Source organism: Candidatus Phycosocius bacilliformis (assembly GCF_003112735.1).
Lineage (GTDB): Bacteria > Pseudomonadota > Alphaproteobacteria > Caulobacterales > Aquidulcibacteraceae > Aquidulcibacter > Aquidulcibacter bacilliformis.
In genome coordinates, this window is the sequence record NZ_BFBR01000003.1 from 292,119 (window position 1) to 304,281 (window position 12,163).

The following is a 12,163-nucleotide window of genomic DNA, read 5'->3' on the forward strand; positions in this document are numbered from 1 at the left end:
GATGAAATGGCTTCCCAATGCAGTCTCGATCAGCCGCCTCGCACTGGCCCCCCTCATCGGCTATCTGATTTGGCGCGGATTGTCTGATGGTATGGCCAATCAAGAACTGAGGTGGGCGTTTGGCCTGTTTGTTGTATCGGCATTGACCGATTGGCTGGATGGCTATCTTGCCCGCAAGCTCGACGCGAAAAGTGAGCTCGGTGGGCAATTGGATCTGTGGGGCGACAAGATTCTGGTCGGCATCACGCTTTTTGCGCTGTGGCTGGGCTGGCTGGCGCAAAATAATCCGGGGCAGGATCTGGTAACCGGTGCCTTGGGTGACCCGCTGGCTTTGATGTTTGGGGTCTTCTTCCTGCTGGCAATCCCGGTGCGCGACAGCCTTGTCACCCGGCTACGTGCCAAAGTAGCTGCGCGTGGGGTGACCCTATCACCGACTTTTGCCGCCAAATCCAAGACCGCGGTGATCATGGGCGGCATGGGTGTGCTGTTGGCTGGGTTGGCATCGGGGATGACAGGATTGGGTCAAGCCGGATTTGCGATTTTGGTATTGGGGGCCTTGATGTCAATCTGGACGGGCTGGTCCTATGTTCGCGCCGCACGCAGGACACACGATTCAAAATCCGGCGATGCTTCAGGAAGCGCTTAAGCGGTCATCATCCGTTGCAACGCCCAATTGGGTGCGCGTGCACCTGACAAGGCAATATCAAGCCCGATCACAGCCTCAACCTCATGCGCACAACCCAGAGGCAAACGAAGCCAAAAGCGCACCGCTTGGCCCGGAAGACCAGATTCGGCAGGCGCGACCCCGCATGAAGGCTTTCGGTCGCGGGCAACACGCAAGATCGTTTCGCCCGAGCCTGGTAAATCTGACTGGATGAGGCATGTGCGTGGATCATCGCCAAAGACGTCTCGCAATGCGCTGCCCGCAACACGTACCCGCGGAGCTTCGGCATGGCGGGTTTCAATCAAGGAAATAAACGGGAGCAGCGGACCAAAGGCCCTGGGCTGAAAACTCTCGCGCGATGGCATTTCTGCCCCGGCAGCTGCATGCGCCCAAACGTCAAAAAGACGCCTTTGCTCTTCCAGCAGCAGTTGAGCCCGGAACATTGACACCAATATTTACCCCCTGTTGAGGATAGTATCAGTGATTTGCACCGAATCGCGCAAGAGTCTTTATGTATAGCAAGAGAAAATTTTCATCTTTTCGCTGCGAATACTTGTTTCGCTACCGAAACAATCCCGCAAAATCTCAGCGGCGACCGCGCCCAAGACCAATCTTCTTGGCCAATTCAGATCGCGCTGCAGCATAATTAGGGGCTACCATAGGATAATCCGCGGGAAGACCCCATTTGGCGCGATATTCATCTGGCGACATGTCATATGAAGACCGCAAGTGCCGCTTGAGAGACTTGAACTTCTTACCGTCTTCCAAGCAAACGATGTAATCAGGGAACACCGACTTCTTGGTTGGCACGGCAGGCACCAGTTCTTTTGACTCAACAACCGGTGCACCTTCTTGCGTGTTCTTGAGCGACGCAAAGACAGTAGCAATCAGACCCGGCAATTCAGCTGACGGCAATTCGTTCCCGGCGACATAGGCCGCCACGATATCTACTGTCATTTCGATCAAACTGGCTTCCATGTTTTCAGACATTACTGACATCCTCGGACGAGACCTTATTTTGACAAACACCTACTTGACCCCGGTCGAGCGATATCGCGAAAGGGCAAGTTTCACCCCGCCATTCAATCACTCTGACTCGGTGCGACGCGCCAAGCGGAGACGAATTCTCGTGCCAACTTGTTTCACCACAAAGATGTAAATGCAAGCACTTAAACCACCCTCAGAACGGAAAAACTGTCTACTGACCTAGTATGACATAGTCCAGATAGGACAATGACACTTTCATTGCTGAAAAACGGTAAACCAATTTGATCAAATAAATATTCTATATTCAAAGTACTATTCGGTTACGTGCAGCAAACTGTTATTACAATTCGTTCACATTCAAAACAGCCTGTCGAGGATGAAAAGTCTAACTTCAATTTGATTTTGGGAAAATTAACCAAGGCCGTACCAATGGGTATCTTGACCTGATTTAATCTCAGGAGCCAGCGCCGAACACTAGATTCGAAGATCTCGCAGCGACCGAATAAAGCAATTCTTCATCGCCTTCTTCCAGCTTTGCAGCTAGTGTTGGCGACATTGCAGAGGTCAGCGCCCAATTCCAGTAACGCAGTACGGTTTGCGCTTTGTTGGTAGAAATTGTATCAAAAACAAGCACAGAGCGACCCCAGGGATCCGATAAATCGCTGTCATCGGACATTGGGCGACGCAAACCTTTCCATAAAAGCCGAAAATGTTTGCGTTTAAGCCCTGTTGCCTTGCACAGAACGGCAATTGATTCGCCCCCGCCGTCAGATAGGATCTGCGCCCCACACATGGGCTTAATGCCGGCCAAGAAAGAAATTTCCACAAAAAGCTCACGAGAAGGCAATTGATGGTCGAGAGCTTCAATAGCCCCTTCCAAACTGCCATAGGGGCTCCGGTTGGCCGCATCCCGGTTGCGCTGGCGGCGCTCGATGAATTGCAAGGTTTTGCGGACCAAGGGATCACGCCAGCCATCGTTGGCGGCTTTTGCGAAAATATCTTGAGCGGCCTCAAGCAAGGTCGTCCGCTCCACAGCAAAGCGTTGTAGAATGCGGCGACGTTCTTCAGATTCTGCCCACCAAAACATCGTCAGGCCTTGAGACGGCCGCAACTCTGGGCGACGCACGAGCAAAGGGACCAGCGACGATTCCTGCTTGGACATTGCGGTGGCTTGTTCGATGGCGGGATGAGCGAATGTGCTGCCATCATTGCGCAGGAGCGCCTGAATCACGTCAACCTCGCCCAGATTGACCAAAACGTCCGTGACGGCTTCAGACACTTGCTTGCGCTTTGCGATCATGACCCGATGCGCAGTCGTCGCGGACGGAGCCAGCGCGGTGGCAATCAGGTCTGAGTCATTGAAACCCTCGCAGACCTCCAGCAAGGGAATAGCGACTTGCAACTCATCCTTGGCGAGGTAGCGCAACAGAATGGACGGCGCATCGACCAATAAAGCCATGCGCTCTGCACAGCGTATGCGGGTACCCAGATCGCTCTCGCGCAACACTTCGATCAAAAGGTCTGCAGCGATATGGCGTTCTTGCGGGGTAATGCGGGATCCGGGAAGACCAACAACATCCTGCAGCCGACGTGTCACTTGCGCGCGCGTTTTGGTCTGCCCCCCTTCCTCGAATTCGAAGCTATCGATCCCGAATTCCAAGAGGGTACCGTCGGCCATTGCGTCCTCACATCCGGAGTTAAACTGACCAACGAACCTTAAAATCCCGTTTACATTCGCATCTGATCAACAGGTACTTCTAATCACTTGAAGGTGACTTCCTCCCACCATGGGAAAAAGTCTGGCATGTCGCTGGAAACTTTGTTGGCATAGACTGGGGCGCGCTTCTCAAGGAAGCTCATCACACCTTCGCGCGCATCCACAGTTTGGCCGCGAGCATAGACGCCCCGGCTATCAATTTTGTGGGCCTCCATTGGATGATCGGCACCCAGCATGCGCCACAACATTTGGCGCGTCAAAGCGACCGACACAGGCGCACAATTATCAACGATCTCACGCGCCAAGGCCTGGGCGGCTCCTAGAAGGTCCTCTGGGGCATGCACCGATTTCACAAGACCAGCCTTCTGCGCCTCATCGGCCTCGAATACACGTCCTGACAGACACCAGTCCAAGGCCTGCGAGATCCCAACCAGACGAGGCAGAAACCAACTTGAGCATGCTTCCGGCACAATACCGCGCCGAGCGAACACAAATCCGAAGCGGGCGGTTGTGGATGCCAAACGGATATCCATCGGCAGTTGCATGGTGGCACCAATCCCCACGGCCGGGCCATTGATCGCACCAATCACCGGCTTCAGACTTTCAAAAATCCGTAAGGTTAGCCGACCGCCGCTGTCTCGGATGCGGTCAAGCTCATCAAGCCCTGCCTTGTCAGGCCGATCAGATCGCTTGTCATAATCAAACGTCTTAGCCCCTTCCGACAAATCAGCCCCCGCGCAAAATGCCCGGCCCGCACCTGTTACGATGACCGCACCGACATCATCGCGCGCATCGGTCTCATCAAAGGCGGCCACCATATCCAGCATCATTTGGCCGGTGAACGCATTAAGCCGTTCGGGTCGATTCAAGGTGATCGTCGCCACCCGGTCAGCGACCTCCAATGTAAGGGTCTCGAAAGAGTGTGTGTTCGCCATGCCATTCTCCCTGATCTGTTTATGTTGGGCCTTGGGGTTGCCTATCAGGCCTTATCGAACGCCATAAATCCTGATGGGCAGACCCTAAATCAGATAGCTAAATGCGCAACAATTAATCCCGGATCGGCTATCGCCGTCCAGGATGACAGCGTGTTTTATTGGCCGACTTAACTAAACGATGTCATCCCCGCCGGAGCAAAGCGCAGAGCGGGGACCTTGTGGTGCATGTGCGCAATGAGGTCCCGGATCGGCTATCGCCGTCCGGGATGACAAGCTTTTGTATAAGTTGATATTTCTAACCACGTGTCATCCCCGCCGGAGCGAAGCGCAGAGCGGGGACCTCGTGGTGCATGTGCGCAATGAGGTCCCGGATCGGCTATCGCCGTCCAGGATGACACGCTGTTGTATAAGTTGATATTTCTAACCACGTGTCATCCCCGCCGAAGTGCAGCGCAGAGCGGGGACCCCTTGAGTTTTGAGCGTCATGAGGTCCCGGATCGGCTGCGCCGTCCAGGATGACACGCTGTTGTGGATGTTCATTTCCACTTGGAACCGTTTTGGTGAAAGCAGTGTTTCACCAAAACGGATGGTCGAGTTTGAGGGCGACATCTGGGTCGTCAAGTGTCGGTTTTCTTCGAAAACCGATCGCACCGCGACGCAGCAAAGCTGCGCACTTGACCACCCAGGTGTCGCAAGAACAATTGAGGTTGCGGTTTGGTGGCCAGAAAGGGCACCAAAGCGCTTCCAGACAAAAACCCACTCTAAACGGTGTCCTCCCCGCCGGAGCGCAGCGCAGAGCGGGGACCTCGTGGTGCATGTGCGATCTAGTCCCGGGTCCTTTGAAGGGCCAAACCTGCAGCGCTTCATTCACCCAAATGCTGCTTTGGGGTTGCAGGATGGCTTCAGGATTTTTGCGACCGCCGACCGGGATCTGCACGATCGTCAAACCCATGACGGGCAGAATAAAAGCTTAGCCACATCAAACCGATGCCCAGGATTAAAGACAGGACCGTCCCCAAACCCATAGCAACCCAGCCGTGGAAGGAGATAACCGGAAACCGACCAATCAGAAAGATGGCAGCCAGACCAGCAAGACTGGCCAGCAACAAAAGAACCAGGAAAACAGTCACAAACCACATGCCGCCTGTTAAACGGGCCTTTTTGTCCGTCGCTCTCGGATTAGCCTCGACTGGAGTGGACTGCGGCGTTGCTGGCTCTTCCCCCATCCTACTTCACCTTCTGGGCCGGACCGCAGCGAATGATGACTTCGTCATCGGCGTTCTGCATGACCTGAGACTCAGGACCTTTTGCACACCACGTCTTGGTCGTATCCTGAAAATACTCACCATCGGGCATTTTGGTGATTTGACGTAGTCCCGACAACAAGGCGACCCGATCTTCGGTCTCGCCATTGGCGCGGGCAGTATCCTGAAATACGCCGCGGCGGCGGATGTTGATCTCATTCACGCGCCGCTGCAAATCAGCCTGTGCAGCCGTAGGGGGGCGCACAAAGCCCAGATAACCATCTGCCTGTTCGCCGATAATGCCAGCCGCCAGCGCCCGGTCTATCGGTCCATTGTTATCGATCGCGAGCGCAGAAGAAGACACCCAGACCCCAGCCAACAAAATGGCGGTGAAAATCTTGTTCTTCATGTCCATCACACTCCTTTGACGCCGCACCTGGGCAGGCGTCGTTACAGCGAATTAGAATATTCCCGGATTGGCCTGTGCTGCCTTGTCGAGCTCACGCTCCAGTTTGACCCGCACATTCTGATCAATCTTCATGTTGATGTTGATATTGATCTCCAACGGCTTGTCAGGCACCTCCAGCCGGATCGTCGGCGTACAACCCGCCGCGCTCACCAACCCCACGGCGCAAAGAGCAAAGAGACTATGGCGCATAGGTTCTTCCTTCTCGGCACGGGCTTATCCCGTTGTCCATTGATAGCATGACAGGGCCGATGTGAACCCCCCATGAATTTGATCTTACAGATTACGAATGACAAAAGCTGCACGGGCGGTCGACCCAGCAAGCAAAACGCCCCGGCGTGGCCAGGGCGCTATATGACAGGCAGAGCCGAACTGGCGGTCGATTAATTGGCGACGCGGGTCGGCCCAGAACCGGATTGAGCGATCGAGGTTGAACCAATGGCTTCCCGCCGCATTGAATCAATGCGCGCACGGAAAGCGTTGAAACGAACCATCTGGTCAGCCGGCAACGCCTGACCGGTCGGCACGTCCAGCCCGAGCGGGTTCACAGCTTGGCCATTGCGGCGCACTTCATAATGTAAATGCGGCCCAGTTGAGCGACCCGTATTGCCCACAAAAGCGATCACATCACCTTGCTTCACCCGGTCACCAGGCCGCAGATCAGGCGCAAAGCGCGAAATGTGTCCATAACGGGTCGACCAGGTCGAGTCGTGCTGGATTTCGACCAAATTGCCATAACCGCCTGAATAGCTGGCCCGTGTTACGATCCCATCGCCTGCAGCCAGAATGGGGGTACCGATTGGCGCACCGAAGTCGACGCCCTCATGCATTTTGGTATAGCCCAACACAGGATGCACGCGGCTGCCATAGCCCGAGGTCAGACGCGCACCATTGATCGGCGTGCGCATAAGGAACTTCCGAGCTGACCGACCAGAGGCATCAAACCAGTCGGAAGTCGAAGCCCCTGGCGGCTGAAAGCGGTATAATTGTATGGTGCGGCCACCTGCAGTGGTCATGCGCGCAAACACAGGCTCTCCCTCGCGGACGACTTGTCCGCGCAGATCTGAGACCCGGTCATACATTAGTTCAAATTCTGCCCCTGGACCCACTTCGCGTTCGAAGTCGACGTCGTAAGCAAAGGCTTGGGCAATGGAATCAGCTGCCCGGTCCGGTGCGCCCAATTCGCGCACAGCGTTAACCAGTCCATTGGCACCCACCACCCCGGCAATGCGCAAAGTCTTGCGCTGCATATTGGTCGCCATCTCGCGGGCACGGAATGTATTGTCCATGCCGCGGGTGACAGTCACGGACCGTTCTGCCCCGCTGGCAAGATTAAACCCGGCGAGGCGGTTGCCATTGCTGCCGGGTTGCATGAAGACAGTTACTTTATCATCGCGGCGAACATCGCGCGGATCGAGGCTGCGGGACAAGGCGCGAAGGGCGATGGTGACATCCTCACGCGGGGCACCGGCCCGAATCAAGGCCTGCTCAAGTGTTTCACCAGCGCGAATTGAAATTGTCTGACGATCTGACTGGCTAGTACCCGCGGCAAAAGCCATGTGCTCAAGATTGGCATTCTGGGCGACGGCCGCCTGCATCATCCCGGCGGCGACTACCAAGCCAGCACCACAGCCCAGACTGAATCTGAGCGCGGTTTTAAAGGCAGCGCGACAAAAAGCCGTGTGTCTCAAGAAGCTTACCCCTTATGCCTGTTCCGGCGACCTTGATCGTCCGTTACAGATTCCGTCCGGGTGGAACCCGCCCCATTCACCGATTTTTCAGCAGTTTTTTTCTTATGTGTTGCTTGAAATACACAAGTTTTGTCAGAGAGCAACCCCTAAGCTCAGCTTGCGTCATCATTCCAACCTGCATTTGCCTCCTTTTTGTCACTTTTCGGCGCAGTTAGGTACAGGAATGAGGCATTAGGCGGGGGCTTAAGTCTGCGACGCGAGCAAGGTATATAGCCTCTATGAATGATCCGCTCCTGCCTTCTCATGACGCCAGCCCAGAATCTGGCGTGCCCAAGGCTGTACCGGACAAAGCGGTTCGTGGGCGCGGCTTTTGGAAAAGCTCGACGCGATTCCTGACGATCGGCTTGGCGGGGCTGGCTGTGGCTGGCAGCTTGGTTTGGTTATGGCGGACTGATCTTGCCGAAGCGGGGCTTGAAGCCTTTCTGAAGGCCCGCGGCATCGAAGGTGGCGCGAAGCTGCGCGAGGTGTCGCCTCAAAAGGTGGTGCTGGAGGGGCTTCGCCTTGGTCCAACTGATAAGCCGACCTTGGTTTTGCCCAAAGCGACCATTTCCTTCCATTACGACATCAAGCTGGGCAAGCTGGTGATTGACGAGCTGGTGGCCGAGGGTGCCACATTGCAGATTCGCCGTGGCCGCGATGGCCAACTGAATTTTGGTTCACTGCAGCCGTTTCTTGAGCCGTCGGAGAAGCCAAGCCCGCTTTTGCTGCGCCAAGTCCTGCTCAAAACCGTCCAGGTGCAGTTCGAATCACCTGCCGGACCCGGACGCGCCCGCCTGAAGGCGTGGGGCGGCGACCAGCAAGGCTGGCGGATTCAGGGCTTGGTGGATTTGCCGCGAAGCCTGATCGGAGCAGGCCCCTCTTCTCCGGTCGCGCTTGGCCTCTTCATTGAACCAGGATCATCTCCTCCCGGCACGCGGCCGCAAACGACCCGAATGGGTGTTGCAATTCGCCCCGCAGGCCAAAACGTCAACTTGGGCACCAGTCGTCTTGATCGGGTCAGTGGGGATGGACGCGCGCTTGTCACATTGGATCGTTCGGGTTTGACCCAAATCAACCTGACGCATCTTGATCTGAGCGCCGACCAAGTTCGAGCGCCGACTTTCGTCGCCCGGAAAGTTCAGGTGCGTGCCGCCCCCGCCCGTTGGCAACATATGCATGGTGACGGTCAAATCTGGAGCCGAACCGGCTTTGGCACATTGATCGGTCAAGTGTTGGTGGGCGATCTGGTGCTTAACGGCACTAAGGTCAGGCAAGCAGAAGTCGACTTTTCGGGTGCCCGTACAGCCAATGGCTTGACCCGGATTGACCTCAAAGCGACGGCCAATCAAATCCAGCTTGCCAATCAAGCTCGAGCGGGTCGCACCCAACTCACGGGCTTTGCCCAAACCCGCTTGGGTGATCTTGCGGCAGTCAACAGCGCCCGCTGGCAGGGCGAGGCCGCGCTATCTGCCCAAGGGCTGGTTCTGGAGTTGGCCCCGGGTCTGGGCGTGAGTGGCAATACCAGAAACCTCTCCCGAGACAGCGCCTCTGGCGTGATTGACATCAGCTATGTGTATGATGGCAACATGCTGGCCGCAGCCTTAAAGCCGGGAACAAAATTAAGTCTGTCCTCGGGGTTGAGCCTTGCTGTTACCCCCGACAGCCAGAAACCCTTGGTCGGCGAAATACAGCTCGGTCAGGCTGATTTCGGACTGACCCGACTCTCGGGCGCTGCAGACCTGCGTTTTTCGTCCCCCGGCGGCGGTCGCGGCCAAGCGCGACTGGCTGAACTATCCTGGACACCCGACACGTGGTCTTTGGCAGCCCAAGCCGTCAATTTGCAAGGACTGGCTTTGCCGGGTGCTTGGCGTGGCCTGCGCGTATCAGGTGACGTTGGTCAATTGGCATTGCGTGGCAAGGCTGGCGGCGTGCCGAGCGGGTCTGGACGCGGGAGTCTCACGATTAGTGCGGCGGCGGGGGCTGGTGGCCTTGGATTGGGGGCAGGCCAGATCAACCTTACCGGCAACGTCCAAGGCGATGGCAAACGGATCACAGCCCGACTTTCGGGTCCCGTAGATGGGTTTGGCCACCAAGGCTCTGGGGTCCGCCAAGGCCGGATTGACATTAATGTCGAGGGCCGCGCACGGTCGAACAAACTGGTGTTCGATCTCGACGGCGCTGTGACCGCACGAGGCTTTACAGGCCTTGACCTGTCGGCCACCGATCTTGCCGGGCGCTTTGCCGGCCAAGTCATTTGGCACCAAGGCGCGAGCTCAACCAAGCAAACGGGCAATCACGCAGTCCGCCAGGCGGGATGGGACAGCACGGTCAACATCACGGCCAGCCTGTCGCGCCTGACATCGGGCGATCTCGAGCTCGATGGATTGAAGCTGTCAGCCCCGATCCGGGCGTCAGGAATCGGCAGAAGCTGGCAAGCGGATCTGGATTTGACGGCTGAGACCAAGCGCCTGACCCATGCCGACACCGTCATCGATCAATTACGCCTGGCAGGGCCGATCAACGCCCGGCCCGGCCCAATCGACCAACCGATCCAATTTCTGTCAGCTTCCTGCCTGCAGGCCTCGGCTGAGGCCGGGCACTTTCCCGGCGATGCGTGGGTTGGGGCGGTCAAGGCAAATCTGTGCCCGGACCCGGCAGGGCGGCTTGCAAGTCTCTCAGACACCGGCCCGATCCTCTATGCCGATGCCCAGTTTGACCCCCTCGAATTGCGACTGGGTGCCACAGAGGATGGCCGCTCGCTGCGGCTGGGTGCCGTACGGGGTAACTTCAAGCCAGCCAACCAAGGTGGATGGCAATTGGACTTAACCTCGCAGGAAGTGGGCTATAGCTTCAAACTGCCAGATGGGGGTTTTGCGGAAATCTATGCCATGGACTCGCTGGTACGGATGACGCCGGGGCCAAATGGTATGGATCTGCGCGGCAAATTGGCCGGTCTGCGCGCTAAAGGATTGCCGGTGCAAATCTCAGGCACGGCGACTGCCGACCTACAAGCCCGGCGCACGGGACTTGTGGGCAATCTGGCGTTTGAGAACCTGCTTTTACGCGATGCACCAACCTATTTGCCCACACCCGACGAGGCAGGCAATCTGATTGAGCGCCCTGCCCGGTTTGCCATGTTGTCGCTCACCGGTGATGGATCGATCAATGGTAGCCAAATCGACATCCAAAGCGAGATCAATCTGGCCGATTCCGGGGCGTTCTTGGCGCGCGCTATTTTGAACCACAATTCGGCTACCGGTCTGGGTCGGATCGATGCGCTGGCTGAGAGAATTTCATTCGGCCAGTTTCCCACCAATGCGGCTGGCGTGGTTCAGAACACCACACGTCCGCTCGATGCGGATGACATCGTGCCTGCCTTGCAGGGTGTCATACTTGATATGGTGGGGAATGTATCGGGATCAGCCTCCATGGCTTGGGGCCCAAACCAGCAAACCGTCTCTGATGCGCGGCTGTCTACGGCCAATCTCGACTTTGCCACCATGTTGGGAGAGGTCACCAATCTTACAGGTGACTTTAGCCTTGAGGATTTGCTGAAGGTCCGCTCTGCCGGACTACAAGGCTTTACCGTGGCATCGTTTGACCCGGGTCTGCCAATCCAAGACATTCAGGTGCAATTTGCCTTGCCAGGCGACAACACCTTGGAATTGCGCGACGCCAGTTGGCCCTTTGCCGAGGGCCGCTTGTCGGTTCGCCCGGCAACTTGGACATTCCGCGACGGCGACCAAGCTTTTGCCATTGATGTGGAACAGGTCGATCTGGCCAAGTTTTTGGGATTGAGCAAAGTGCCAAATCTCCAGATTGACGGCAAAGTGTCGGGTGTCTTTCCCGTTGAAGTGCGCAATGGCATTGTTGAGATTGTTGGGGGCCGCCTCGAACCACAGGCGGGGGGCGGCAAGATCCGCTATACACGTGCCCAGCCACTTGATACCTCACCTCAAACTGGCCGGAAGGCACCATGGTATCAACGCCTATTCACCCCGCGCGCCAAAATCCGTCAGAACAAGGCCAATCCAAGCCCAGTCAACCAAATCCCCAATGTTCTTGAGTATGAGATTGATGTGATCACGGTCGACGGCCGTCTGACAGGCGATCTGACCTTGGGGGTGGTATTGGTCGGTTCCAACAGCCAAGTCCTTTCCGGCATACCTGTCAAACTCAATGCCAAAGCCACACTGCCGATTGGTCAGATTAATGACATGGTCAGTCGGCTTTTAGAGACAGCTACCACGGCTGATATGCTCAAAGAACTGGATCAATTTGACCGCGACAATCAGGGCCCTGGCTTCTTGTCTATCCCATCCCCAAAGCCCTGAAACAGGCAACATTGATCACGCCCTTGGATAAGGGCTTGACCTAACCGCCACCCTTGGTCAAGACATTCCCGCTGACACAATGTTAG

The 12,163-nt window shown here is 56.5% G+C and carries 10 protein-coding genes; 2 read left to right on the forward strand and 8 right to left on the reverse strand.

Going from position 1 to position 12,163, the window contains the following annotated elements:
• Window position 1: 1 nt before the first annotated feature.
• A complete protein-coding gene (locus tag PbB2_RS06935; RefSeq protein ID WP_238164899.1) occupies window positions 2-646 on the forward strand; it encodes a CDP-alcohol phosphatidyltransferase family protein in 645 nt (214 codons plus the stop codon).
• On the opposite strand, the gene PbB2_RS06940 is transcribed toward PbB2_RS06935, so the two are convergent.
• From PbB2_RS06940 to PbB2_RS06975, 8 genes are all read right to left on the reverse strand, one after another.
• Window positions 643-1,107, reverse strand: coding sequence for a PAS domain-containing protein (locus tag PbB2_RS06940; protein ID WP_108984578.1), 465 nt, complete (start codon window positions 1,105-1,107; stop codon window positions 643-645). The genes PbB2_RS06935 and PbB2_RS06940 overlap by 4 nt on opposite strands.
• Window positions 1,108-1,249: 142 nt before the next feature.
• A complete protein-coding gene (locus tag PbB2_RS06945; protein WP_108984579.1) occupies window positions 1,250-1,654 on the reverse strand; it encodes a Ros/MucR family transcriptional regulator in 405 nt (134 codons plus the stop codon).
• Between the two features lie 451 nt (window positions 1,655-2,105).
• Window positions 2,106-3,329 carry a DUF2336 domain-containing protein gene (locus tag PbB2_RS06950; RefSeq protein ID WP_108984580.1) on the reverse strand — a complete coding sequence of 408 codons (1,224 nt, stop codon included), beginning with the start codon at window positions 3,327-3,329 and terminating at the stop codon, window positions 2,106-2,108.
• An 83-nt stretch (window positions 3,330-3,412) separates the two neighbouring features.
• Window positions 3,413-4,303, reverse strand: a complete 891-nt coding sequence (locus tag PbB2_RS06955; protein WP_108984581.1) for a crotonase/enoyl-CoA hydratase family protein — start codon at window positions 4,301-4,303, stop codon at window positions 3,413-3,415.
• 902 nt (window positions 4,304-5,205) lie between these two features.
• Window positions 5,206-5,529, reverse strand: coding sequence for a hypothetical protein (locus tag PbB2_RS06960; protein WP_108984582.1), 324 nt, complete (start codon window positions 5,527-5,529; stop codon window positions 5,206-5,208).
• Between the two features lies 1 nt (window position 5,530).
• Window positions 5,531-5,956, reverse strand: a complete 426-nt coding sequence (locus PbB2_RS06965) for a YdbL family probable chaperone protein (protein WP_192576215.1) — start codon at window positions 5,954-5,956, stop codon at window positions 5,531-5,533.
• Window positions 5,957-6,007: 51 nt separating this feature from the next.
• A complete protein-coding gene (locus PbB2_RS06970) occupies window positions 6,008-6,205 on the reverse strand; it encodes a YnbE family lipoprotein (RefSeq protein ID WP_108984584.1) in 198 nt (65 codons plus the stop codon).
• 191 nt (window positions 6,206-6,396) lie between these two features.
• Window positions 6,397-7,614 carry a M23 family metallopeptidase gene (locus tag PbB2_RS06975; RefSeq protein ID WP_108984585.1) on the reverse strand — a complete coding sequence of 406 codons (1,218 nt, stop codon included), beginning with the start codon at window positions 7,612-7,614 and terminating at the stop codon, window positions 6,397-6,399.
• Window positions 7,615-7,982: 368 nt separating this feature from the next.
• On the opposite strand from PbB2_RS06975, the gene PbB2_RS06980 reads away from it, so the two are divergent.
• A complete protein-coding gene (locus PbB2_RS06980) occupies window positions 7,983-12,077 on the forward strand; it encodes an intermembrane phospholipid transport protein YdbH family protein (protein ID WP_108984586.1) in 4,095 nt (1,364 codons plus the stop codon).
• The last annotated feature ends 86 nt before the right edge of the window (window positions 12,078-12,163 follow it).